Origin of the sequence: Streptomyces sp. NBC_00005, assembly GCF_045160215.1 — a bacterium.
GTDB lineage: Bacteria > Actinomycetota > Actinomycetes > Streptomycetales > Streptomycetaceae > Streptomyces.
In genome coordinates this window covers 9,790,656-9,814,426 of sequence record NZ_CP108316.1, presented here as the reverse complement: position 1 = coordinate 9,814,426, position 23,771 = coordinate 9,790,656, and the positions used below count along the sequence as shown (strand labels likewise).

Here is a 23,771-nt window from a genome sequence, read left to right as displayed (position 1 = left end):
GCCTTCGAGACTCCCGCCGGGGAGGGGTCCGGGTCGTCGTACGGCCAGCGGCACTGCGCGTACCTCCCGGGGAGTACACGGGGGTGGTTTCCGCTGCTCCCGCTCCATGGCTGATTCGGCTCGACTTCTGTAACTACTAGTATGTACAGTGACCGCATGAGCACCTCGGAGAGCACCTCGGAGCGACTGATCGAGTCCACCCGTGAGCTGCTGTGGGAGCGCGGTTACGTGGGCACCAGCCCAAAGGCGATCCTGGAGCGCTCGGGTGCCGGGCAGGGCAGCATGTACCACCACTTCAAGGGCAAGCCGGATCTCGCGCTGGCGGCGATCCGGCGGACGGCCGAGGAGTTGCGGACCACCGCCGAGGGAGTACTCAGCGGTCCGGGGACGCCGTACGAGCGCATCGAGGCGTATCTGCGGCGCGAGCGTGACGTGCTGCGTGGCTGCCCGATCGGGCGGCTGACGATGGATCCGGACATCATCGCCAGCGAAGAGCTGCGCGCCCCGGTCGACGACACGCTCGACGCGATCCGCGAGCTGATCGCCGGGATCGTCGAAGAGGGCAAGGAGCAGGGGCAGTTCGCGCCCTCGCTGGACGGCGAGGAGATCGCCGCGACCGTCCTCGCGACCGTCCAGGGCGGTTACGTCCTCGCGCGTGCCTCCGGCTCCCCCACCGCCTTCGACGCCGCTGTCCGGGGGCTGCTCTCCGTTCTCGCCCCTCGTTAGGAGTTCAGGTCTGTGCACATCACCAGGAAGCGCCCCGACACCCGGCAGGGCCCGGCGGAGAACTTCACGGGCTCGGTGTGGCTCGACGAGATCGCCGCGCCCGCGGCCCCGTCCCGACTGCGCATGTTCAACGTCCACTTCACGCCCGGCGCCCACACCGCCTGGCACCGTCATCCGCACGGTCAGGTCCTGCACGTCCTGGACGGCGAGGGGCTGGTGCAGCGCAAGGGCGGTGACGTCGAGGCGATCCGCGCGGGCGACACGGTGTGGATCGAGCCGGAGGAGTGGCACTGGCACGGCGCCGGGCAGCGCACCTTCATGACGCATCTCGCGGTCGTCGAGGCGGCCGAGGACGGCACGACGACGGAGTGGGCCGCGCATGTGGGCCCGGAGGAATACCCCACGAACGGCTCCCCTGCCTGAGGAGGCATCCGATGCACGCCATGCAGTACGAGCTGACCCTGCCCGCCGACTACGACACGGGCATCATCCGCAGCCGCGTCGCCCGCGTCCGGCATCTGCTGGACGACTGGGAGGGCCTCGGCTTCAAGACGTACCTCCTGCGCGAGCGCGGGGTGAACGGCTCGCCGGTCAACCAGTACGCGCCGTTCTACCTCTGGAACACCATGGAGGGCATGAACACCTTCCTCTGGGGCGGCGCCTTCCAGGGACTCAGCAACGACTTCGGGCGACCGTCGGTCCGACAGTGGACGGGACTGGCCTACGAGGAGGGCGGCACCGCCGGCCTCCCGGCGAGGTTCGCGGTGCGCAGGCGCCAACCGGTGCCGGAGGGCGTGGAGTTGGCCGGAGTCATGACGGATGCGGCGCGGGAGACCGAGCGGCTGGCCGGTGAGGACGGCGCGGTGCTCGCGGCGGCAGCCGTGGACTCGAGCCGCTGGGAGTTGGTCCACTTCTCGCTGTGGGAGCACGACGCGCCGAAGGCCGAAGGCGACGTGTTCGAGGTGCTGCACATGTCGGCGCCGGGGCGTGACCGGCTGCCGCGCGGGCGGCAGTGGTGAGCAGCGTCCGTACGGTGCTGGGCGACGTGCGGCCCGAGGACCTGGGCGTGTGCGACGCGCACGACCACCTCTTCCTCCGCAGCCCCCAACTGCCCGGCCAGGAACTGAACGACGCCAACGCCGCACGGGCCGAGCTGGAGGCGTTCCACGCGGCGGGCGGGGCGAGCGTCGTCCAGTGGACGCCGTACGGGATGGGGCGGCGGGTCGCCGACCTGCCGTTGCTGTCCCGGGCAGCCGGCGTGCACGTGGTCTGCGCGACCGGACTGCACCAGGCGGCCCACTACTCACCGGAGTTGCTGGACGAGCTGCGCGGCAGGCTCACCGACGTGTTCGTCTCCGAACTCACCGAGGGCATCGGCACGTCGGGGGTCCGCGCCGGGCTCGTCAAGGTGGCGGGAGGCTTCCATGCCCTCGACGCGCACGCCCGCTGGACGATGACCGCCGCGGCCGAGGCACACCACGCGACGGGCGCGCCGATCGCCGTGCACCTCGAGCTGGGCACGGGCGCACTCGACGTACTGGAGCTGCTGTGCGGCGAGTTGGGGGTCCCGCCGGACCGCGTGATCCTCGGCCATCTCAACCGCTCCCCCGACCTCGTGGTGCAGCGCCAGGCCGCCGAGGCGGGCTGCTGGCTGGCGTTCGACGGCCCGTCCCGCTCCCATCACGCCACCGACTGGCGCATGCCGGACGCCGTACGGGCCCTCGCCGAGGCGGGTTTCGGGCACCGGCTGCTGCTCGGCGGAGACACCGTGGTGGCCGGGGCGCGGTCGGTCGACGGTGGGCCGGGGATGCCGTATCTGCTGCGCAGAGTCCGGCCGCGGCTCGCGCTGGAGCTGGGTGAGGAACTGACGGACCGTGTCCTCACGGTGAACCCCGGCCGGGCGTTCGCCGTGGAGTGGCGCTGAGCGGGAACGGAGAATCGCCGACATGCCCTTTGTCCGCATCGACGCCCTGCGGGCCGACCCGGCACGCCTCGACGCGCTGGGCCGCGCCGTGCACGAGGCCCTGGTCGAGACCCTCGGCATCCCGCCCGACGACCACTTCCAGGTCCTGGTCGGCCACGACGGCCTCAACAGCACGCTGCGCTATGGCGGTTACCTCGGTGTGCACCGGGACGACGGCATCGTCTACGTGGCGATCACCATGCGTTCCGGCCGCACGCCCGCGCAGAAGCAGGCGCTGTACCGGCGCATCGCCGAACTCGCCCACGCCTACGCGGGGACCGAGCCACGGAACGTGTTCGTCACCGTGACCGAGAACGAGTCGGCGAACTGGTCGCTCGGGAACGGAGTGGCCCAGTACCTCGATGCGAGCGGCTCTTGACCGGCCGCCTCAGCGGCAGAGCTTGTCCAGGTCCTCGGAGAATGTGGCGAACTCGGCCTGTGCCTCGGTGACCATTTCCCGGACGGCGCGGCGCGGGGTGGTCGCGTGCCGCTCGGCGAGCTCAGTCAGCGCCGCGTTCGGGCGTCCCTCGTACTGTTCGTGCTCCACGACCTCCATCGGCCCCAGGCCGTCGGCCAGCACCCACAGGAAGTCGGACAGGTTCCCGGCCACCACACCGCGGTCGCCCTCAGAGCCCAGGAACACCACGGGCTGGTCGGCGAGGGGCCGCCCCGGGCGCACGCACCAGAGGGCGGCGAGACCGCCGGTGCCGTCCTGTCCGAAGACCCGGTACGCATCGCCGTCGAGTTCGTGGTTGCCGGTCCACTGGCGCAGCCAGTGGGTGGTCTCCTCTGCGGAGTCGAAAGCGGCGTACGGCTCGTAGTCGACACCCTCGCCCTCGTCGTAGTCGAACTCCACTCGGGCCACGTCGGCCAGGGCAGGCAGGAAGCGGTGGTCGTCGCCGGTCGTCTCGATCATGTCCGCAGGCTAACCGCCGCCACTGACAACGCTTCTGGCCGCGGAAATCAAATTCGCCCCTGCTCGCCTCGCTCGGTACGGTCGCGAGAGTGTCCTCACTGCTGGGAGCCCCTGAGACAGGCGCGCGACCACCCCGGCAGTCCCCACGCCGAGAGCAGGTTTCATCGATGGCATGCCGTATGAGTGAGCTCGTACTGGGTTGCCGCGACCCCGAGGTGCTGGCTCGGTTCTGGTGCGAGGTCCTGGACTTCGTGGTGCTCGATCGCGAGGACGACGGAAGCATCGAGATCGGGCCGCGCGAAGGGTTCGGCGGACCGCAGCCGACGATCTTCCTCAGCATCAGGGACGAGCCGGAGCCCGGGAAGTCCCGGCTGCACATCGACGTCAACGCCACCGACCGCGACATGGACGCCGAGCTCGAACGCCTCCTGAAGCTCGGGGCGCGCCCGGCCGACATCGGCCAGACCGGGGACGAGCCCTGGCACGTTCTCGCGGATCCCGAAGGCAACGAGTTCTGCCTGCTCAAGGCCCGCCTCTCGCCGCTCTGACGGCCCTTGTCGGCAAGGAGGCGGCAGCCGGGTCGCGACTAGGCGACGGAGATGTCCACGGAAGGCCGCAGCTTCGCCGCCGCGGCCAGGGCCTCGTGCACGGCGTGGGTGTCGAATGCCGTCAACAGGGCTTCGTCCGCCGGGTGTTCGGCGGCCGGGTAGGCGATCTGCTCGTACGCCGCCTGGAAGCGCGGGCCCCAGCGGCGGGCGCCGAGGCGGGCCGTGCGGGAGCAGTTGTCGACCATGTGGGCGACGTTGCGCGCGTGCATGTAGGGCAGCAGGGAGTCGACCGCCTCGATGACGGACTCGTTGACGATCTCCGACCAGGGGTGGCCGCGTTCGGCGAACTCGTCGATCTGGGCGGTCATGGTGGCGACGAAGACGCCGGCGGTGAACGGGTCGACGGGCAGCTCGCGTTCGCCGCGCCGGAGGTGCGCCTCGTCGCCGACCGACCACATGGGTGAGCCGCCGATCTCGCTCATCGGGCGGCTGCCGAGGCGCCGTTCGGCGAGGATCACGCTGCGCAGCTCGGTGCCGTCGGCGACCTCGTCGTAGATCTCGGCGACGATCTCCCGGGCGGGCCGGTACGTCGCGGTGTAGACGCGGTCGAAGGCGTCCCGGCCGGCCGCGTCGAGTCCCTCGCGCACGGCGCGCAGCCCGGTGTGCGAGATGGTGCGGGCGATGGGTCCCGTGATGTTCTCGCAGGCCTTCTCGTACGCGGTGACGGGGTCGTCGCCCGCCAGGCGGCCACGGGTGTACAGGCTCTCCACGATGCCGTGCACGGCGCCGAGCAGGATGGCGCGTTCCCCGACGATGTCGGAGAGGTACTCGCTCTCGAGCGTGGTGCGGAAGGTGTACGGCGATCCGAGCGCGACCGACCAGCCGAGCGCGAGGTCGGTGGCCCGGCCGTCGGGGTCGGCGTGGACGGCGTAACTGCTGTTGATTCCGGCGCCGTTGATCTCCTCGCCCTGCTGGTAAAGGCGCCGCACGGAGTCGCCCATGCCCTTGGGGCACACGGCGATCACTCCGTGCCCGGGCGGGAACTCCCCTCCCGTTTCCCGGAGATGGCCTAGCAGGAAGCCGTGCGAGAGGCCGATGACGGCGTCGGGCCCGAGCGTCGCGAAGATCTCCTGGTGGTGCGCGGCGAGTGCGGCGTCCGCGATCAGGAGGATCACCAGGTCGCTCTCGGCGGCGACGGCAAGCCAGTCGCCGAGCGTGCCGTCCTCCTCCGTGAAGCCGTGGGCCCTGGCGTCGGCGGCCGAACCGGATCCCGGGCGCAGTCCGACGGCCACCCGGATGTCCGTGGCGGCCAGCGAGTCCCGCAGGTTGAGGGCCTGGGCGCGGCCCTGCGGGCCCCAGCCGAGGACACCGATGCGGCGGACGCCGGCGAAGGCCTGCGGCAGCAGCGGGAAGAGGTGCCGGCCGCCGCGCAGGATGGTCTCGGTGCCGCCGGGCACGTCCATCGTTTCGAGGGGGAAGACGCGGGAGGTGTACGTGGTCGAGGTCATGGTCGAGTTGTAGGCTCCGCGAGAGTGTTGCAGCAAGCGCAACATATGCAGCGGGCTGTTGCATGAAGTGAAAGAGCGAGGTCACAGGGTGCGTGATGACCATCGGGAGCTGCGTCTTTTCCTGCATCTGGCGCAAACGCTGAACTTCGGGCGGACGAGCCTGGACTGTCACGTCAGTCCGGCGACGCTGACGCGCACGGTGCAGCGGCTGGAGACGGACCTCGGGCATCGGCTCTTCGAGCGCGGGCCGCGCGGGGTGTCACTGACGGCTCAGGGGCATCGCTTCCGTGAATACGCCGTCCAGGCACTGGAGTTGTGGCGCTCCTACCGCGAGGAGCACCCCGACCCGGCCCAACTCACCGGCCGTCTGGCGTTGTTCGCGACGGTGACCGCCTGCCAGGCGCTGCTGCCCGACCTGTTGGCCCCCTTCCGCACCGCCCACCCCCAGGTCCTCCTCGACCTGCGCACCGGTGACGCGGCGGCCGCGCTGGCCCGGCTCGACGAGGGCGAGGTCGACGTGGCCGTGGCGGGGATCCCGGCGCGGCTGCCCGAGGGCCTGGTGAGCCGCACGGTGGCGGTCACCGAGCTGGTCCTCGTCACCGCGCGGGACCGCCCGGACGCCGATCTCGACGGCCCCTTCGTCCTCCCCCACCGCGGGCTGGTCCGCGAGGCCGCCGACCGCTGGTTCCGCACCCGCGGCACGACACCCGAGCCGGCCTGTGAACCGGACGGCCACGAGGGGCTGTTGACGCTGGTCGCCCTGGGCTGCGGCACGGGCGTGGTCCCCCGCCTCGTACTGGACCACAGTGCGGTGCGCGACCGGCTGACGGTGATTCCCGCCGATCCGCCGCCGGAGCCGTTCCCGATCGGGCTGTGCGTCCGGCGGGCCGATCTGCGGCGGCCACTGGTGGCGGCCCTGTGGAGCCTGTGTCAGGGGGACTCGGACCGCTGAGGGGCGCCGAGCGCGGCGTACTCGACGGCGATCCGCGCGCCGAGCCGGGCGTTGTTCTTGACCAGCGCGATGTTCGTACGCAGGCTCTCGCCACCGGTGAGCTCGACGATCCGGCCGAGGAGGTAGGGAGTGGTGTCCTTGCCGGTGATGCCGGCCTTGTCCATCTCGGCCAGGGCCTGGGCGATGACGCCGTCCATGTGCTCGGCGGGGACCTCCTCGTCCTCGGGCACCGGGTTGGCGATGCTGACGCCGCCGGGAATGCCGAGGTCCCAGCGGGCGTGCATCACGGCGGCGATCTCGGCCGGCGAGTCCACGCGCATGGGCGAGGTGAAGCCGCTGCGCCGCGAGTAGAACGCCGGGAACTCGTCCGTGCCGTAGGTCAGGACCGGAACGCCCAGGGTCTCGAGGGTCTCCAGGGTCAGGCCGATGTCGAGGATGCTCTTGACGCCCGCGCTGATCACCGCGACGCCGGTCACGGCCAGCTCCGTCAGGTCGGCGCTGATGTCGAACGTCGTCGGCGCGCCGCGGTGCACGCCGCCGATGCCGCCAGTGACGAAGGTACGGATGCCGGCGAGGGCGGCCAGCCGCATGGTCGCGGCGACGGTCGTCGCGCCGTGGGCACCGCGCGCGATGACGTACGCGAGGTCGCGGACGCTGGCCTTGGTGACGTCCGGCGCGGTCGCCAGGAGTTCGAGGTCCGCCTGGGTCAGCCCGACGTGGGGCCGGCCGTGCAGGACCGCGATCGTCGCGGGGACGGCGCCGCCGTCACGGATGATCTGTTCGACCTCCACGGCCATCTCGACGTTCTGCGGGTACGGCATGCCGTGGCTGATGATCGTCGACTCCAGCGCCACGACGGGACGCCCGTCGCGCAGCGCCTCGCGGACCTCGTCGGTCAGCACCAGGCGCGGATGCGGGACTGCGGTCGCGGGAGTCGGGGCAGGGGTGGGCGTGGTCATCTCTGGCTCCGCATCGGGTCGTTCAGGGTCGGGGGTTCAGGACTCGGGTCGTACAGGATTCGGGGCGGCCGGGCGGGCGGTTCAGATCGTTCGGTCAGGCCGGTGAGTCGGTCAGGTCGTCCGAACGGGTCTGGCCGGTCCGTTCCGTCAGGTCGTACGGGCCGGTCAGCGCGTCCTCGATCAGGCGTGGGGTCAGGTCGGGGCGTACCGTCGCCGGGCTCTCGACCGTCAGGGCCGCGGCGGCATGTCCGTAGCGGGCGGCGTCCGCCGGGTCGCCACCGGCCAGCAGTGCGTGGACGAACGCAGCGAGCATCGCGTCCCCGGCGCCGGTCACGTCGGCCACCTCGGCGGGTGGTGCGGCCAGGACCCTCGCGTCCTCGCCCGAGGTGCTCAGCACGCTGCCGCGCGCGCCGAGCCGTACCCATACATGCCGCACTCCGCGCGCGTGCAGCACGCCGGCGGCGGCCGTCACCTCGGCCTCGCTGTCGCGGACGTCCGTGCCGAGCAGGGCCCGCAGTTCGTCGAGGTTCGGCGTCAGTGCGAAGACCGGGCGCCGGGCGGTGAGCAGGGGCGCGAGCAGGGCCGCCTTGGGGGCGCTGACCGGGTCGATCACCACCGGTACGTCGGCGGGGTGGGCGACGTCCATGGCGTGGGCCAGCACGTCGGCGGGCAGATTGCCGTCCAGGACCAGCATGTCGGCGTGAGCGATCAACTCGCGGGCGGGGAGCAGGTCTTCCGGAGCGAGCGCTTCGGTGGCCGCCATGTCCGCCACCGCCACGACCAGGTCCCCGTCGGCGTCGAGGACCGCCGTGTACGTCCCCGTCGGGTGCGCACTGCGATGCACGTGGCCAAGGCGCACGCCCGCGGCCGCGGTCTCCGCGAGCAGCCGCTCGCCTGCCGCGTCCCGGCCGACGGCGGCGATCAGATGCGTGGGGGTTCCCAGTCGCGCCAGGTTCTCGGCGATGTTGCGGCCCACGCCGCCCGCCGTGGTGCCGGCCCGCCCGGGATTGCTCGTCCGCTGCCGTACGGGCGCCAGACTGCGCACCTTCACGTCGACGTTGGCCCCGCCGACGACCACGACCGCGTTGTCCTCGCGGAGGATGTAGCCGCGGCCGAGGATGGCGCCCTTCTTGCCCAGGTTGGACAGGTGCACGTTCACCGCGGCCCGGGTGCTGCCGAGGGCGTCGGCGATCACCTGCGGACCGGCGAGCGGGTCGCGGCGCAGCAGCGCGATGATCTCGCGCTCCCGCTGGGTCAACATCATGCTGACTAAACTAAAGCGTCTTTATTGAAGTAAGCAAGAGGTGTCTGCCGGGGTCTTGGGCAGGGGCTTGGGCGGTCAGCCGGTGCTCCTGCCGAGGTCGAGCCGTCCCACACGCTCCACGTTCCCCCGGTCCTCGGCGTCCTCGCTGGCCTCGGCGGCGAACCAGGCGTCGAGGATCTCCTTGAGCAGCGGCTCGGACGTCAGTCGCAGGCTGAGCGCCAGCACGTTGGCGTCGTTCCAGCGGCGGGCGCCGTCCGCGGTGTACGCGTCCGTGCACAGGGCCGCCCGTACGCCGGGGACCTTGTTCGCGGCAATGGACGCTCCCGTGCCGGTCCAGCAGCACACGACCGCCTGGTCCGCGGTCCCTGCGGCGACCTCGCGGGCGGCGGCCTCGGAGCACGCGGCCCACTGGGGATCGTCACCGGGACTCAGCGCCCCGTAGGACACGACCTCGTGGCCGCGTCTGCGCAGGTCCGCGACGAGCGAGCGCGCCACGGGTTCGTCCATGTCGGAGGAGACGGAGATCCGCATGGTCCGGAGCGTAACCCCGCGGGGCCCACGCCCCCAGTGCGCAGGTGTGGAGGAGCGGACTCGCGCGGGGCGGGGAAACCGTCTGGCAGCCTTGCGGCCGCTGCCCTATTGCCTGTCGCGGCACTAGCTTGGCGCGATGCGCTTCGCCTTCAAAACCTCGCCACAGGGCACCACCTGGGACGCGCTGCTCGACGTCTGGCGTACCGCCGACGAGATGGAGGTCTTCGAGTCCGGCTGGACCTCCGATCACTTCCAGGCCATGCACGGCACCGATCCGGCCACACCGCGTCTCGAAGGGTGGGTCACGCTGACCGCGCTCGCCCAGGCGACCCGGCGGCTGCGCCTGGGCACGCTGGTCACCGGCATCCACTACCGGCATCCCGCCGTGCTCGCCAACATGGCGGCCACCCTCGACGTCATCTCCGGCGGCCGCCTGGAACTCGGCGTCGGAGCCGGCTGGAACGAAGAGGAATCCCGCGCCTACGGCATCGAGTTGGGCACCCCGAAGCAGCGCAGCGACCGCTTCGAGGAAGCGTGCGAAGTGCTGACGGGACTGCTCGGACCGCAGCAGAGCACCACCTTCAAGGGCGACTACTACGAGCTGACCGACGCACGCTGCGACCCCAAGCCGCTGCAACGCCCCCATCCGCCCCTGTGCATCGGCGGCAGCGGCGAGAAACGCACCCTGCGGACCGTGGCGCGGTTCGCCCAGCACTGGAACTTCGACACGGGGACGCCGGAGCAGTTCCGCAGAGCGCGCGAGGTGCTGTACGAGCACTGCGGCCGCGTCGGACGCGATCCCGCGGAGATCCGGCTCTCCGCGCAGGTGCGGTTCGACGGTGATCCGGGGCGGACCGCCGCGAGGGCGGCCGACTTCGCCGCAGAGGGTGCCGAACTCGCCGTCGTCTACCTGCCGTTGCCCTACACGCGGCACGTACTCGACCCGCTGGCAAAGGAGTTGGCGAAGGCGTTCTAGCCGAGTGCCCCGAGCGGATCGTCCAGCACCGGCTGCCACGCCAACTCGGCCGCGCCGACCAGGCTGTTGTGGTCCAGGGTGCAGGCCAGGATGGGGACGCCGCCGCTCTGGCCCCACAGGCTGCGGTCGGCGACGACGGCGCGCAGGCGGTCGGGGTCGGCGCCGAGGAGGGTGCCGTGGAGGCCGCCGAGGATGATGCGGTCGGGGTTGAGAATGTTCACCAGGCCCGCGAGGCCGAGGCCGAGACGGTCGATGAGGGTCTCGGTGGCCGTGCGGATGGCCGGGTCGTCATAGTGGTTGCGGATCAGGTCCATGGCCTGCTGGAGCAGTGAGACCTCGGGGCCGGGGTCGCGGCCGGCCGCGGTGAGCAGGGCGAGCGGGTCGGCCTCGACGTCGAGGCAGCCGCGGCTGCCGCAGTGGCAGGGGCGGCCCTCGGGGTTGACGGTGAGGTGGCCGACCTCCAGGGCCAGGCCCGAACTGCCCGTGTGCAGGCGGCCGTCCAGCACGAGCGCGCCGCCCACGCCCCGGTGGCCGGTGGCCACGCACAGCAGGTCCCGGGCGCCGCGGCCCGCGCCGTGCCGGTGTTCGGCGAGGGCGGCGAGGTTGACGTCGTTGCCCGCGAAGGCCGGTCCGGTGATCCCGGCCTCGCGCACGCACTGCGCGAAGATCCGGCGGACGGGCGCGCCCGCGGGCCACGCCAGGTGCAGGGGGTTGAGTGCCAGGCCGTCCGGTTCGGCGACCGCGGACGGTACGGCGAGTCCGGCACCGACGCAGCGCCGTCCCGTGGAGCGCAGCAGTTCGGCGCCCGCTTCCACGACCGAGCCGAGGACCTTGGCCGGGTCGGCGTCGACGGTCTCGCAGCCCGGGGCGGTGGCGACGATCCGGCCCCCCAGTCCGACCAGCGCCGCCCGGAACCCGTCGGCGTGCACCTGCGCGGCGAGGACGACCGGCCCGTCCTCGGCGACCGCGAGCCGGTGCGAGGGCCTGCCCTGCGAGCCGGCCGCCGCGCCGGGCCGCGCGTCGACGCGGATCAGCCCGAGCGCCTCCAGCTCGGCGGCGACCGCACCGGCCGTGGCCCGCGTGACGCCGAGTTCGGCGGTGAGCACGGCCCGGGTGGGTGCGCGTCCGGTGTGCACGAGCTCCAACGCGGGCCCGAGCGCGCCGCGCCCCCGGTCCAGCCGCGTCCTCGAGGTGGTTCCATCCCCCGTCGGCCGGGGGTCCGCCTTGCCGCTCATGAGGGCGAGTCTCCCATGATCCGCGAATGCGTCGGCCGACCGGTCGCCGACCCGAAGCGTGATGTTCGGACGTCCTGTCATCCCCAACTCGGGCGGCGCGGTGCCTGCACGCACGCGGAACGGACGGCCGGGACACCCGGGACGGCCGGGGCGAGCGAAGGCCCCGGCGCGGCACGCTACCGGCGGGGCCGCCCGACCGGGCCTGAGCTGGGGCTCGGCTAGCCTTGGCACACGATGAACGACCGTATGAAGACGCCGTGGGGCAAGCTCGCGCCGACCCGTTTCCCCGAGGACCCGCGCGAGAGGCTGCGTGCCTGGGACGCCTCCGACGAGTACCTGCTCAGGCACCTCGCGGACGAGAAGGTCCCGCTGTCCGGCACGGTCGTGGTCCTCGGGGACCGCTGGGGTGCCCTGGTCAGCGCGCTCGCGGCGCATCGGCCCGTGCAGATCACCGACTCGTTCCTCGCGCAGGAGGCGACCCGGGCGAACCTGGCGCGGGCCGGCGTCGAGACCGGTGCCGTACAGCTGCTCACCACCCAGGATCCGCCGCCCGACCGCATCGACGTCCTCCTGGTGCGGGTGCCCAAGAGCCTTGCCCTCCTGGAGGACCAGTTGCTGCGGCTGGCGCCCGCGGTGCGCGAGGGGACGGTCGTCGTCGGCACCGGGATGGTGAAGGAGATCCACACCTCGACGCTGCAACTGTTCGAGCGGATCCTCGGACCGACCCGCACCTCGCTCGCCGAGAAGAAGGCCCGGCTCGTGTTCTGCACGCCGGATCCGTCGCTCGAGCGCTCCGCGAACCCGTGGCCGTACAGCTACGCCCTGCCCGACGGCGTCGGCCCGGTCTCGGGGCGCACCGTGGTCAACCACGCGGGCGTGTTCTGCGCCGATCGGCTCGACATCGGCACCCGCTTCTTCCTCAAGCACCTGCCGGCCGCGCGCGCCGGACAGCGGGTGGTGGACCTGGGCTGCGGCAACGGGGTGGTCGGTACGGCGGTGGCGCTGGCCGACCCGGCGGCCGAGGTGCTGTTCGTGGACGAGTCGTTCCAGGCCGTGGCCTCGGCGGAGGCGACGTACCGGGCGAACGGGGTGCCGGGGCAGGCGGAGTTCCGGGTCGGGGACGGGCTGGCGGGGGTGCCGGACGGGAGTGTCGACCTCGTGCTCACCAATCCGCCGTTCCACTCGCACCAGGCGACGACCGACTCGACGGCGTGGCGGATGTTCACCGGGGCGAGGCGGGTGCTGCGGCCCGGCGGCGAGATGTGGGTGATCGGGAACCGGCACCTGGGGTACCACGTGAAGTTGCGCAAGGTGTTCGGCAACAGTCAACTGGTCGCCGGGGACCCGAAGTTCGTGGTGCTGAAGGCCGTCAAGAAGTGATCACGCGGACGGGCGGCCCACGGTCCGGATGATGCCGGTCACGGCCCGCACCATCGCCTCCCTCCCCACGCTCAGGTACTTGCGCGAGTCGACCGCCTCGGGGTGGGCGGCGAGGAAGTCGCGGATGGCACCCGTCATCGCGATGTTGAGGGCCGTGCCGACGTTCACCTTGGCGATGCCGCCCGCGACCGCCGCGGCGAGTTCGCCGTCCGGCACTCCGGAGGAGCCGTGCAGGACGAGAGGCACGTCCAGGGCGGCGGAGAGCCGTTTGAGGAGGTCGTGGTCGAGGGTGGCGGTGCGGGTGGTCATGGCGTGCGTGCTGCCGATGGCGACGGCGAGGGCGTCCACTTTGGAGTCGGCGACGAAGGCGCGCGCCTCGGCGGGGTCGGTGCGGGCGCCGGGCGCATGGGCGTCCAGCGCGGACTGCCCCGTCTTGCCGCCGACCTGTCCCAACTCGGCCTCGATCCACAGGCCTTGGGTGTGTGCCCAGTCGACGGCGGCCCGGGTCGCGGCGAGGTTCTGGTCGTAGGGCAGGCGGGACGCGTCGTACATCACGGAGCTGAATCCTGCGTCCGCGGCCTGGCGCAGAAGGTCGTCGCTCTGGACGTGGTCGAGGTGCAACGCGACGGGCACGCAGGCGCGTTCGGCGGCGGTGACGGCCGCGCGGGCGAGCGGCAGCAGTCGGCCGTAGCGGAACTTGACCGCGTTCTCGCTGACTTGGAGGACGACGGCGGACTGCGCGGCCTCGGCGCCGGCGACGACGGCCTCGACGTGCTCCAGGGTGATGATGTTGAAGGCGGCGACGGCGGAGTGGGCGTCGGCGGCGCGGGTGACCAGATCGCCGGTGGCTACGAGGGACACGGTTTCACCTTCCTGGCTGGTCAGGGCTTCTTGACTGGTCGGACTTCCGAGCTGGCCAGAACTTCCGAGCTGGCCAGAACTTCCGGGCTGGTCAGGGCGTGAGGATCACCGAGCGGGTGAGGTGGCGCGGCTGGTCCGGGTCGAGGCCGCGGGCCGCGGCGACGGCGACCGCGAGGCGCTGGGCGCGGACCAGTTCGGCGAGCGGGTCGAGTCCGCCGGCCACCCACAACCCGCCGGTGGCGCGCACCTGTTCGGCCAGCCCCTCGGGCGCGTCGCCGAGCATCCAGGTCGCCGTGCCGTGGGTGGTGATGCTGATGGGCCCGTGTCGGTACTCCATCGCCGGGTAGGCCTCGGTCCAGGCGAGTGAGGCCTCGCGCATCTTCAGCCCGGCCTCGTTGGCCAGGCCCACCGTCCAGCCCCGGCCCAGGAAGGTGAACTGCGTGCAGGCGACGAGGTCTTCGGGCAGAGGGGACGCGAGGGCGGTGCGGGCGTCGGCGACGGCGGCTTCGGTGTGCAGGCCCAGGTGGGCGCGGAGCAGGGTCAGCGCGGTGGTCGCGAACCGCGTCTGGACGACGGATCGTTCGTCCGCGAAGTCGAGCACGACGACCTCGTCGGCGACCGAGATGACCGGTGTGCCGGGGTCGGCGGTGATCGCGGTCGTCGGCGTCCACCCCTTCAACTGGCCCAGCAGGTCGAGGACTTCGGTAGTGGTGCCGGAGCGGGTGAGGGCCACGACACGGTCGTACGAGCGGCCGTACGGGAACTCGGAGGCGGCGAAGGCGTCCGTCTCGCCCTGCCCGGCGCCCTCGCGCAGTGCGGCGACCGCCTGCGCCATGAAGTACGAGGTGCCGCACCCGACGATCGCGACCCGCTCGCCGGGCGCCGGGAGTGTCCCGCCGTGCCGGGCCGCCTCCGACGCCGCCCGGATCCAGCACTCGGGCTGGCTGGTCAGCTCGTCCTCGACATGGGTCATGCCGACCACTCCCTTGATCCGTTCGCTGGCATGCTAATTCTTGCAAGATATAGCGAGCTTTCGAGCAGAATCAAGCATTCAAGCGCATACGGGGTGCGCTAGGGTCGCCGGGAGATCGAGGAACGGAGGGTGGGCATGCCCCGGGACGCGCGCTGGAAGGCGCTGCTGGAGCTGCTCGTCGAGCGCGGCCAGCTGGACGTCGAGGAGGCGGCCGCCGACCTGGAGGTCTCGGCCACGACCATCCGGCGCGACTTCGACCAGCTCGCCGAGCAGCAGATGCTCGTCCGCACCCGGGGCGGCGCGGTCGTGCACGGAGTGTCGTACGAGCTGCCGCTGCGCTACAAGACGGCCCGCCACGCCTCCGAGAAGCAGCGGATCGCGAAGGCGGTCGCCGACCTGGTCGCGCCCGGCGAGGCGGTCGGGCTGACCGGCGGCACGACCACCACCGAGGTGGCGCGCGCCCTGGCCGTGCGCAGCGATCTCGCCACCGGTTCTCCGGCGCTCACCGTCGTCACGAACGCGCTCAACATCGCCAACGAGCTTGCCGTGCGCCCCCAGTTCAAGATCGTGGTGACCGGCGGGGTCGCGCGCCCGCAGTCGTACGAGCTCATCGGACCGCTCGCGGACGGCGTGCTCGGCCAGATCACCATCGATGTGGCCGTGCTCGGTGTCGTCGCCTTCGACGTCACGCACGGCGCCGCCGCGCACGACGAGGCGGAGGCGGCGATCAACCGGCTGCTGTGCGAGCGTGCCGAGCGCGTGATCGTCGCCGCCGACTCCAGCAAGCTGGGCCAGCGGGCCTTCGCCCGGATCTGCGCGGCCGAGGACGTGAACACTCTCGTGACGGACACGTCGGCGAGCCCGGACACGGTGCGCCGCTTCGAAGAGGCGGGGATCGCGGTCGGCGCGGTCTGACGGGCGACGGTGTGCCCCGGCCTCCGCGATCCTCGCGCTCGTGTCCCCGGTTCGGCCTAGGCTGGGAGCGGATGCGTGTCGGGGCAGGGAGGCTGCGATGGGCGCGAGAGCGATCGACGAGGACGTCCCGGCGGACGCTCCCCGGTATCTGCCGATCGCCGAGCACGGTCTGATCGGCGATCTGCGCAGCGTGGCCCTCGTGGGCACCGACGGCACCATCGACTGGTACTGCTGCCCGGCCTTCGACGCGCCGAGTGTCTTCGCGTCGATCCTGGACGCGGACCGCGGCGGGTCCTTCACGCTGGTGGCGGCCGTCCCGGCGAAGACGAAGCAGTTCTACTTCCCCGACACGAACGTCCTGATCACCCGGTTCTTCACCGAGGACGGCGTCGGTGAGGTCCAGGACTTCATGCCCGTCAACGGCGGGGACGTGGAGGCCGAACGGCATCGGCTGATCCGGCGGGTGGTGTGCGTACGCGGCTCCATCCCGTTCCGCACGCGCGTCGCCCCGAGGTTCGACTACGGCGCCCGGCCGCACACCGTACGCATGGTCGGGGAGGCGGCGGTCTTCGAGTCCGAGGGGCTGTCACTGGCGCTGACGGCGACCGTGCCGCTGGAGGCCGAAGGCCTGGACGCGCGGGCCGACTTCAAGCTCTCCGAGGGCGAGACGGCGGTGTTCGCACTCGACCAGGTCGGCGGCGACCTGCAGCCGCGCCGGTGTGCCAAGACCGAGGCCGAGGAGCAGTTCGGCACGACGGTGGCGTACTGGCGGCGCTGGCTGTCCGCCTCCAAATACCGTGGCCGCTGGCGGGAGATGGTGCACCGCTCCGCCCTCACCCTGAAGCTGCTCACCTACGCGCCCACCGGCGCGATCGTGGCCGCGCCGACCACGAGCCTGCCCGAGCAGCTGGGCGGCGAACGCAACTGGGACTACCGGTACGTGTGGGTGCGCGACGCGGCCTTCGCCGTGTACGCGCTGCTGCGGCTCGGCTTCACCGAAGAGGCCGAGGCGTTCATGAAGTTCCTGACCAGTCACGTCAGTCCGTCCGACGACGGGCAGTCCGCTCCCCTGCAGATCATGTACGGCATCGACGGCCGTACCGACCTCACCGAGCTGGAACTCGACCACCTGGAAGGGCATCACGGCTCCGCGCCGGTACGCATCGGCAACGCGGCCGCCGACCAGCTCCAGCTCGACATCTACGGCGCGCTCATCGACTCGATCTACCTCTACGACAAGTGGGCCAAGCCCATCTCCAGCGGCCAGTGGGACGACGTGTGCACGCTGGTGGAGTGGGTGTGCGAGCACTGGGACCAGCCCGACGAGGGGATCTGGGAGACGCGCGGCGGCCGCAAGAACTTCCTGTACTCGCGGCTCATGTGCTGGGTGGCGATCGAGCGGGCCATCCGCATGGCCAACCGGCGCGGCCTGCCCGCCGACCTGACCCGCTGGCGCGAGTCCCGCGACACGATCTACCGGCGGATCATGAAGCGGGGCTGGTCCGAGTCCCGCCAGGCCTTCGTCCAGCACGAGGACAGCGACGTACTGGACGCGGCCGTCCTGATGATGCCGCTGACGAAGTTCATCGCCCCCACCGACCCCAAGTGGCTGTCGACGCTCGACGCACTCACCCACGAGTTGGTGTCCGACTCGCTCGTCTACCGCTACGACCCGATAGCCAGCCCCGACGGACTGCACGGCGACGAAGGCACCTTCTCCATCTGCTCGTTCTGGTACGTCGAGGCCATGGTTCACGCCGGACGCATCGACGAGGCACGGCTCGCGTTCGAGAAGATGCTCACCTACGCCAACCATCTGGGCCTGTACGCCGAGGAGATCAGCCACACCGGCGAGCAACAGGGCAACTTCCCCCAGGCGTTCACCCATCTCGCGCTCATCAGCGCGGCCTTCAACCTGGACAAGGCCCTGGGCTGAGGACCTGGGCTCAGGACCCGGCAGGGGGTGTTGTCAGGTCCACCCCGCATCCGCCGCCCAGGCCCAGCGACCGGGAGCCCCACGCCCGGAAGGATTCAAGACGTCGGAAGACGGTCCGACTCGGAATCCACCTCACGGACTCGGGGGAACACCATGAACGAAACCTTCGCCAGGCGCCTGACGGGCGTCGCCGGCATCGCCACCGCGGCCGCGCTCATCGTCGAAGTGCCCCTGTACTTCGTCTACTCGGGCCCGCCACCGGACGCGAACGTGCTGGCCAGGCTCCTCCTCGGGATCATCGCCCTCGCGTGCCTGGTCGTGTTCGTGACGGCCCTGCGCGAACTGGTCAAGCACACGCGTCCCGCATACGAGTGGGCGGGTTCGCTGGCCTTCGCCACGGGACTGGTCTACGCGACGATCACCCTGGTCTCCATGGGACTGGAGGCCGGCGCGGTCATCGCCACCGACCATCCGATCGACCCGACGATCACGGTCAACGGGACGTACATCCTCTACGGGACGATCTCACGGCTGATGCTGGGCCTCTTCCTCACCACGGTCGGCTACATCGTCTCGCGCACCGGCCTGCTGCCCCGCTGGATCGGCCGCTCGGCCTACGTCCTGGCCGCGTTCAACCTGGCCTTCGTCCCGTCCCTGTTCTTCGGCAACACGCCCGCGCACTTCTACGCGGCGAACGGCTGGGGCACGACAGCGCTGATGGGGGCGATCCTCAGCTACTGGCTGCTGGCCGTGGGTATCTCCACCTACCGAAGCTCCACGCGCGTTCGAAGCTCGATCCCCGCGTAGCCTCGGGAGCAGATCACCGGCAGGGTGGGGCAGCGATCGGCTGTCCCACCCTGCCGCACGTGCCCTCACGACAGGAGCCCCGATGACGAGCCTCGACGGCGTTCCCGGCCCCTCGGCGGACGAACCCGCCACGCCCGCACTGACGTTGGCCCGGGTTCGGCTGGGTGCGGGTGGGCCGCTGGGCAGTGTGCGCGTCGCCGACGGCAGGGTCGTCGCCGTCGCGGTGGAGGGCGAAGACCTCGACGGCCCGGTGGTCGACCTGGAGGGGCGGACCGTGTTGCCGGGCCTGTGGGACGCGCATGTGCATGCCGGGCAGTGGGCCGGAAACCGTCATCGGGTGGACCTGTCGGGGCTGGACTCGGCGCGGGCGGTGGCCGAAGCCGTACGACGGAACTCGGCCGGCCCGCCCGGCAGCGAGGTGCTGACGGGACAGGGCTTCCGGGACGGGCTGTGGCCCGACGTGCCCCACAAGTCGCTGCTGGACTCGGTGTGTTCGCAGCGGCCGGTCGCACTGATCAGCGCCGATCTGCATGCCGCCTGGCTCAACTCGGCCTGCCTGGCGCTGATCGGCCGGGCCGACCACCCGACGGGCCTGCTGCGCGAGCACGAGTGCTTCGAGGCGATGCAGGCCCTGCCCGAGGTGCCCGCGCACGTCCTGGACCGGTGGATCGCGGAGGCCTGCACGGACGCGGCCGCGCGGGGCGTGACGGGCCTCATCGACTTCCACTTCTCCGACAACCTCGCCGACTGGGGCCGCCGCGCGGCGAGTTCGCCCCTCTCGGTGCGCGTACAGGCCGCCGTCTATCCCCGGCACCTGGACGCGGCGATCGAGCGCGGGTTCAGCACGGGTGACGTACTGCCCGGGGCCGGGGGCCTGGTCCAGGTCGGCCCGCTCAAGCTGTTCACGGACGGCTCCCTCAACACGAGGACCGCGCTGTGCTGCGACCCGTACCCCGGACTCGAGGGCACGAAGGAGGCGTACGGCATCGAGGAGACGCCGTACGACGAGCTGGTACGGCTGATGCGACGGGCCGTCGCGCACGGCATCGAGCCCGCCGTGCACGCGATCGGCGACCGGGCCAACACCCTTGCCCTCGACGCCTTCGCGACCGTCGGCCGCCCGGGCCGCATCGAGCACGCCCAGCTGCTGACCGCCGCCGACGTGCCGCGGTTCGCGGAGCTGGGGGTCACGGCGGGGGTGCAGCCCGCGCACGCCACCGACGACCGCGATGTGGCGGACCGGCACTGGGCCGGGCGCACCGGGCGCGCCTTCGCCTATGCCGACCTGCTGGCGTCCGGTGCCCGGCTGGAGTTCGGCTCCGACGCTCCCGTCTCGCCGCTCGACCCGTGGCTGGGCATCGCGGCGGCGGTGAACCGCACGCACGACGAGCGGCCCGCCTGGCATCCGGAACAGCGGATCCCCGTGCGGGCGGCGCTCGCCGCGTCGGCACGGGGACGCTCGCAGCTCCGGGTCGGCGACGCGGCCGACCTGGTGGTCGTGGACGTGGATCCGCTGGAGGCCGACGCGCGCACGCTGCGCGAGATGCCGGTGCACGCCACCCTGCTGGGCGGGCGCTGGACCCACGGCCCCTACTGACGGCGAATGGAACTCCCGGTCAACCCGAGGCGACAACATCGCTTAGGTGAGGCTAACCTAAGCACTGCGCCCGATCGGGAGGCCGTGCCGTGAGCGAGTCGTGCCACTCGCCACCCCTGCAACGCGACAGCCCCCACATGTCCTGGGCCAGGCGAGCGCGAGGGGACCGATCAGCAGGTCTTCGGGATGGCCGAGGGGCTGCTCAACCACACACGCCTGGACGACCCTTCGGAGCTGGTGATCGGCACCCAGGGCCGCCCGCTCTCCCCCGCCGACGAGATCAGGGTGGTCGACGAGGACGGCCACGACGTACTCCCGGGCGAGACCGGCGAGTTGCTCACCCGCGGCCCCTACACCCTGCGCGGCTACTACCAGGCGCCCGAGCACAACGCCCGGACGTTCACCGAGGACGGTTTCTACCGCACCGGCGACCTGGTCAAGGTCCTGCCCACCGGCCATCTGGTCGTCGAGGGACGGGCCAAGGACCAGATCAACCGGGGCGGCGACAAGATCTCGGCCGAGGAACTGGAGAACCACATCCTGGCCCACCCCGGCATCCACGACGCGGCCGTGGTCGGCATGCCCGACGAGACCATGGGCGAGCGCACCTGCGCCTACCTCGTGCCGCGCGGCGAGACGGCCCCGACGCAGCGGGAACTCGCCGCCTTCCTGGCCGAACGGGGCGTCGCCGCGTACAAACTGCCGGACCGGGTGGAGACCGTCGGCGTCTTCCCGCGCACCTCGGTCGGAAAGATCGACAAGAAGGCGCTCGGCCGCAGCATCGCCGAACGACTCCGCGCGGAGGCCGGCGGTGGCAACTAAGGCCGCTACGGCGGCACTTGAACAGTCCGACCAGGCGCCACCCCGGCGGCGGACCTCGACGCGCACGCTGGCCGTGTTCGGCGCCCTGCTCCTGCTGCTCACGGCCGTCGCACTCAGCCTGGCGATCGGATCACGCTCACGGTCCCTGGCCACGGTCGTGCACGCGCTGCTCCACGACAACGGGTCGACCGCGAGTTCGGTGGTGTGGGACGTACGGGTGCCCCGCACCCTCGCCGGTATCGCCGCCGGAGCCGCGCTGGGCGTCGCGGGTGCGCTGATCCAGGCGCTGACCCGCAACCCGCTCGCCGATCCGGGCCTGCTCGGGATCAACGCGGGCGCCGCCACCGGAGTCGTCCTGTCCCTCACGGTGCTGGGGCTGACCAGCATGTGGGCCTCGGTGTGGTTCGCCATGGCGCGGGCCGTGGTGGCGGGCCTGCTGGCGTACTCGCTGGCCTCGGGCGGACGCGGCGGTGCCACGCCGGAACGGCTCGCGCTCGGCGGTGCGGTGATCGCCGCCGTGTTCACCGGCATCAGCCAGACCCTGATGCTGCTCGACGCCCAGGCCCTGGACCAGCTGCGGTTCTGGAGTGTGGGATCCCTGGCCCGGGCCGACAGCGAGACGCTGACGACGATCACGCCGTTCGTCGTGGTCGGCCTGGTGCTGGCGCTCGCGCTGGTCCGGCCGCTGAACGCGCTGGCCCTGGGCGACGACACCGCCCGCGCCCTCGGCGCCCACCTGGACCGGACCCGTTTTCTGGGCCTGCTGACCGTGACGCTGCTGTGCGGTGCGGCGACCTCCGCCGTCGGCCCCCTGGTCTTCGTCGGCCTCGCCGTCCCGCACATGGCCCGCATGATCGCCGGGGCCGACCAGCGCTGGACACTCCCGCTGTCCATAGCCTGACCCGCAATCCGCTGGGCAGCCCCGACATCGTCGGCTTCACCTACGGCTCGGCCACCGGAGGCCTGCTGGTCGTGCTGGTCGTCGGCGGCACCGGCGGGCAGATCGCGTTCGGGGCGGTGGCCGGTGGTCTGGCGACCGCGCTGCTGGTGTACGTGCTCGCGTGGCGGCACGGCATCCACGGCTACCGGCTCGTCCTGGTCGGCATCGGGGTGAGCGCCCTGCTCCAGGGCGTGAACGCCTATCTCCTGGCGAAGGCCAGGTTCACCCAGGCCGCCCAGGCGATGGTGTGGCTCAACGGCAGCCTCAACGGCCGGGACTGGCAGGACGTCCGCCCTGCCGCGCTCGGTCTGCTCGTCGTCCTGCCGCTGGTCGCCCTCGTGGCGGGCAGGCTGAAGATCCTCGAAATGGGGGACGACGGGGCGGGCGGGCTCGGGGTGCCCGTCCAGCACACCCGGCTGCTGATCCTCGTCGTGGCCACGGCGGCCTGCGCGGTGGCCACGGCCGCAGCCGGCCCGATCCCCTTCGTCGCCCTCATCGCCCCCAGCTGGCCCGCCGCCTCACCCGCGCCCCCGGCCCCAACCTGGCGGCGGCCACCTGCACCGGCGCCCTCCTCGTCGTCACCGCCGACTTCGCCTCCCAACGCATCCACGACACGGCCCAGCTGCCGGTCGGCGTGGTGGGCGGTAGTAGGAGGCCTCTACCTGGGACTGCTGCTGCGCCGACAGCGGCGGGCGGGCCGGATCTGAGCGACCGGCGACACGAAGGAAGTCGTACGACTGATGCGGGCCGGGAGTCCGAGGACCACGATGGTCGGGTGGGCGGCGACAGGCGCCGCGCCGAAGGGAACCTCTCATGGACACCATGCACGCGGTCCGCGGTCACCAGCGCGGCGGGCCGGACCAGCTCGTCTACGAAGTGGCACCCCGGCCGGTACCCGGGCCGGGCGAGGTGCTCGTGGCCGTACGGTCCGCGTCGATCACCTCGGGCGAACTGGGCTGGGACGCGACCTGGACGGACAGCTTCGACGGCAGCGGCAGCCCGCGCGTCCCGATCGTGCCGGCCAAGGAGGTCTCGGGCCAGGTGGCCCAACTGGGGCCGGCGGTCACGGGGTTGTCGGTCGGCGACGACGTGTTCGGCCTGATCCCCTTCACCCGGGACGGTGCGGCGGCCGAGTTCACCGCCGTCCCGGCCGATGTGCTCGCGGTCAAACCCGCGGAACTGGACCACGACGGTGCGGCCGCGCTGACTCTGGCGGGGCTGACGGCCTGGCAGGGCCTCGTCCACCACGGAGGCCTCACAGCGGGACAACGGGTTCTGGTGCACGGCGGGGCCGGCGGAGTGGGCTCCTTCGCGGTGCAGGTCGCGGCAGCCCTCGGCGCCTCCGTCACCGCCACGGCGTCGGCGGCCGATGCGGAGTTCGTCCGTGCGCTGGGCGCTGAACACGTCGTCGACTACGCGGGTGAGCGGTTCGAGGACCAGGTCAAGGGCATCGACCTGGTCTTCGACACGGTCGGCGGCGACAGCCAGACCCGGTCCTGGCAGGTGCTGCGACCCGGAGGTGTGCTCGTCAGCATCGTCGCCCCACCCGACACGAGCCGGGCGGGCGGGACGCGCGGAGCGTTCTTCGTGGTCGAACCGAACCGCACGGACCTCACCGAACTGGCCCGACTCTTCGAGACCGGCACCCTGACACCACGCATCGACCGGGTGGTACCGCTGAAGGACGCGGCGCGTGCGTATGCGGCACTGGAGGCCGAGCATCGGCGGGGGAAGGTCGTGTTGCGGGTTTCGTAGGCGCGCTCGGGGTGTCGTGGGCGGGCTCAGCTCCGCAGATCCTGTGGCAGCCGTGCCGGCGCTGCGTGTTCCGCACGGAGCGGGAGTGACGGCAGGTGCGTGGCCGGTGGAACAGTCGCTTGACCGAAGCCTTCTCCCGCCCTCCCTCGTAGAGTCGGGCCGGTGGGCGGCGAGCGTCCCGGCTCCCTCCCGGACACGTCAGGAGCA

At 71.9% G+C, this 23,771-nt stretch carries 24 protein-coding genes and 1 pseudogene; 17 read left to right on the top strand and 8 right to left on the bottom strand.

The annotated features are described in order from the left end of the window. Nucleotides 1–156: 156 nt before the first annotated feature. From OG303_RS44770 to OG303_RS44750, 5 genes are read left to right on the top strand one after another with little or no spacing between them, the layout of a single operon-like run. Nucleotides 157–726, top strand: a complete 570-nt coding sequence (locus OG303_RS44770; RefSeq protein ID WP_405875749.1) for a TetR/AcrR family transcriptional regulator — start codon at nucleotides 157–159, stop codon at nucleotides 724–726. Nucleotides 727–738: 12 nt separating this feature from the next. Next, nucleotides 739–1,149 (top strand): cupin domain-containing protein, encoded by a 411-nt coding sequence (locus OG303_RS44765; protein ID WP_405875747.1) that lies wholly within the window; start codon nucleotides 739–741, stop codon nucleotides 1,147–1,149. 11 nt (nucleotides 1,150–1,160) lie between these two features. Further along, complete coding sequence (locus OG303_RS44760) at nucleotides 1,161–1,745, top strand: DUF4865 family protein (protein ID WP_405875745.1); 585 nt, start codon at nucleotides 1,161–1,163, stop codon at nucleotides 1,743–1,745. Then, a complete protein-coding gene (locus OG303_RS44755; RefSeq protein ID WP_405875744.1) occupies nucleotides 1,742–2,650 on the top strand; it encodes a phosphotriesterase in 909 nt (302 codons plus the stop codon). The genes OG303_RS44760 and OG303_RS44755 overlap by 4 nt, the downstream gene beginning before the upstream one ends. 22 nt (nucleotides 2,651–2,672) lie before the next feature. After that, complete coding sequence (locus tag OG303_RS44750) at nucleotides 2,673–3,068, top strand: tautomerase family protein (RefSeq protein WP_405875743.1); 396 nt, start codon at nucleotides 2,673–2,675, stop codon at nucleotides 3,066–3,068. A gap of 9 nt (nucleotides 3,069–3,077) precedes the next feature. On the opposite strand, the gene OG303_RS44745 is transcribed toward OG303_RS44750, so the two are convergent. Further along, nucleotides 3,078–3,605 (bottom strand): SMI1/KNR4 family protein, encoded by a 528-nt coding sequence (locus OG303_RS44745; RefSeq protein ID WP_405875741.1) that lies wholly within the window; start codon nucleotides 3,603–3,605, stop codon nucleotides 3,078–3,080. Between the two features lie 167 nt (nucleotides 3,606–3,772). On the opposite strand from OG303_RS44745, the gene OG303_RS44740 reads away from it, so the two are divergent. Further along, nucleotides 3,773–4,153, top strand: coding sequence for a VOC family protein (locus tag OG303_RS44740; RefSeq protein ID WP_405875740.1), 381 nt, complete (start codon nucleotides 3,773–3,775; stop codon nucleotides 4,151–4,153). 38 nt (nucleotides 4,154–4,191) lie between these two features. Here the strand turns inward: OG303_RS44740 and OG303_RS44735 are convergent, their stop codons facing one another. Next, on the bottom strand, nucleotides 4,192–5,661 hold the full coding sequence (locus OG303_RS44735) for a ketol-acid reductoisomerase (RefSeq protein WP_405875738.1): 1,470 nt from the start codon (nucleotides 5,659–5,661) through the stop codon (nucleotides 4,192–4,194). An 88-nt stretch (nucleotides 5,662–5,749) separates the two neighbouring features. Here OG303_RS44735 and ilvY point away from each other — a divergent pair, with 88 nt between their 5' ends. Next, the gene (ilvY, locus tag OG303_RS44730) at nucleotides 5,750–6,613 is read left to right on the top strand and encodes an HTH-type transcriptional activator IlvY (protein ID WP_405875737.1); all 864 of its coding nucleotides are present in this window, start codon (nucleotides 5,750–5,752) and stop codon (nucleotides 6,611–6,613) included. Here the strand turns inward: ilvY and OG303_RS44725 are convergent. From OG303_RS44725 to OG303_RS44715, 3 genes are all read right to left on the bottom strand, one after another. Then, nucleotides 6,592–7,572: a pseudouridine-5'-phosphate glycosidase gene (locus OG303_RS44725; protein WP_405875736.1), complete on the bottom strand. Its 981-nt coding sequence runs from the start codon at nucleotides 7,570–7,572 to the stop codon at nucleotides 6,592–6,594. The two genes, ilvY and OG303_RS44725, sit on opposite strands and share 22 nt — an antisense overlap. Nucleotides 7,573–7,666: 94 nt before the next feature. Next, a complete protein-coding gene (locus OG303_RS44720) occupies nucleotides 7,667–8,836 on the bottom strand; it encodes a PfkB family carbohydrate kinase (protein WP_405875735.1) in 1,170 nt (389 codons plus the stop codon). A gap of 75 nt (nucleotides 8,837–8,911) precedes the next feature. Then, entirely contained in the window at nucleotides 8,912–9,367 is a 456-nt protein-coding gene (locus OG303_RS44715; RefSeq protein WP_405875734.1) for an RpiB/LacA/LacB family sugar-phosphate isomerase, read from the bottom strand. 136 nt (nucleotides 9,368–9,503) lie between these two features. On the opposite strand from OG303_RS44715, the gene OG303_RS44710 reads away from it, so the two are divergent. Beyond that, nucleotides 9,504–10,343: an LLM class F420-dependent oxidoreductase gene (locus OG303_RS44710; protein WP_405875733.1), complete on the top strand. Its 840-nt coding sequence runs from the start codon at nucleotides 9,504–9,506 to the stop codon at nucleotides 10,341–10,343. On the opposite strand, the gene OG303_RS44705 is transcribed toward OG303_RS44710, so the two are convergent. Then, nucleotides 10,340–11,578 carry an ROK family protein gene (locus OG303_RS44705; RefSeq protein ID WP_405875732.1) on the bottom strand — a complete coding sequence of 413 codons (1,239 nt, stop codon included), beginning with the start codon at nucleotides 11,576–11,578 and terminating at the stop codon, nucleotides 10,340–10,342. The two genes, OG303_RS44710 and OG303_RS44705, sit on opposite strands and share 4 nt — an antisense overlap. Nucleotides 11,579–11,812: 234 nt before the next feature. On the opposite strand from OG303_RS44705, the gene OG303_RS44700 reads away from it, so the two are divergent. After that, nucleotides 11,813–12,958, top strand: a complete 1,146-nt coding sequence (locus OG303_RS44700) for a methyltransferase (protein WP_405875731.1) — start codon at nucleotides 11,813–11,815, stop codon at nucleotides 12,956–12,958. Here the strand turns inward: OG303_RS44700 and OG303_RS44695 are convergent, their stop codons facing one another. Both OG303_RS44695 and OG303_RS44690 read right to left on the bottom strand, forming a co-directional pair. After that, entirely contained in the window at nucleotides 12,959–13,819 is an 861-nt protein-coding gene (locus OG303_RS44695) for a class II fructose-bisphosphate aldolase (protein WP_405875730.1), read from the bottom strand. 91 nt (nucleotides 13,820–13,910) lie between these two features. After that, nucleotides 13,911–14,792, bottom strand: a complete 882-nt coding sequence (locus tag OG303_RS44690; RefSeq protein WP_405875729.1) for an SIS domain-containing protein — start codon at nucleotides 14,790–14,792, stop codon at nucleotides 13,911–13,913. Between the two features lie 135 nt (nucleotides 14,793–14,927). Between OG303_RS44690 and OG303_RS44685 the strand changes: the two genes are divergently transcribed. The 8 genes and pseudogenes from OG303_RS44685 (at nucleotide 14,928) to OG303_RS44650 (ending at nucleotide 23,564) form a co-directional block, all read left to right on the top strand. Further along, entirely contained in the window at nucleotides 14,928–15,707 is a 780-nt protein-coding gene (locus OG303_RS44685; RefSeq protein ID WP_405875728.1) for a DeoR/GlpR family DNA-binding transcription regulator, read from the top strand. A 97-nt stretch (nucleotides 15,708–15,804) separates the two neighbouring features. Beyond that, nucleotides 15,805–17,643 carry a glycoside hydrolase family 15 protein gene (locus OG303_RS44680; protein WP_405875727.1) on the top strand — a complete coding sequence of 613 codons (1,839 nt, stop codon included), beginning with the start codon at nucleotides 15,805–15,807 and terminating at the stop codon, nucleotides 17,641–17,643. 153 nt (nucleotides 17,644–17,796) lie between these two features. Next, nucleotides 17,797–18,450, top strand: coding sequence for a hypothetical protein (locus tag OG303_RS44675; RefSeq protein ID WP_405875725.1), 654 nt, complete (start codon nucleotides 17,797–17,799; stop codon nucleotides 18,448–18,450). Nucleotides 18,451–18,532: 82 nt separating this feature from the next. After that, on the top strand, nucleotides 18,533–20,047 hold the full coding sequence (locus tag OG303_RS44670; RefSeq protein ID WP_405875724.1) for an amidohydrolase: 1,515 nt from the start codon (nucleotides 18,533–18,535) through the stop codon (nucleotides 20,045–20,047). 165 nt (nucleotides 20,048–20,212) lie between these two features. Beyond that, a pseudogene (locus OG303_RS44665) lies at nucleotides 20,213–20,869 on the top strand (AMP-binding enzyme); the annotation flags it as partial. Further along, a complete protein-coding gene (locus tag OG303_RS44660; protein ID WP_405875722.1) occupies nucleotides 20,859–21,770 on the top strand; it encodes a FecCD family ABC transporter permease in 912 nt (303 codons plus the stop codon). The pseudogene OG303_RS44665 and the gene OG303_RS44660, both read left to right, overlap by 11 nt. Beyond that, nucleotides 21,743–22,516, top strand: a complete 774-nt coding sequence (locus OG303_RS44655) for a FecCD family ABC transporter permease (RefSeq protein WP_405877786.1) — start codon at nucleotides 21,743–21,745, stop codon at nucleotides 22,514–22,516. The genes OG303_RS44660 and OG303_RS44655 overlap by 28 nt, the downstream gene beginning before the upstream one ends. 106 nt (nucleotides 22,517–22,622) lie before the next feature. Then, nucleotides 22,623–23,564 (top strand): NADP-dependent oxidoreductase, encoded by a 942-nt coding sequence (locus tag OG303_RS44650; protein ID WP_405875720.1) that lies wholly within the window; start codon nucleotides 22,623–22,625, stop codon nucleotides 23,562–23,564. Nucleotides 23,565–23,771 lie beyond the last annotated feature (207 nt).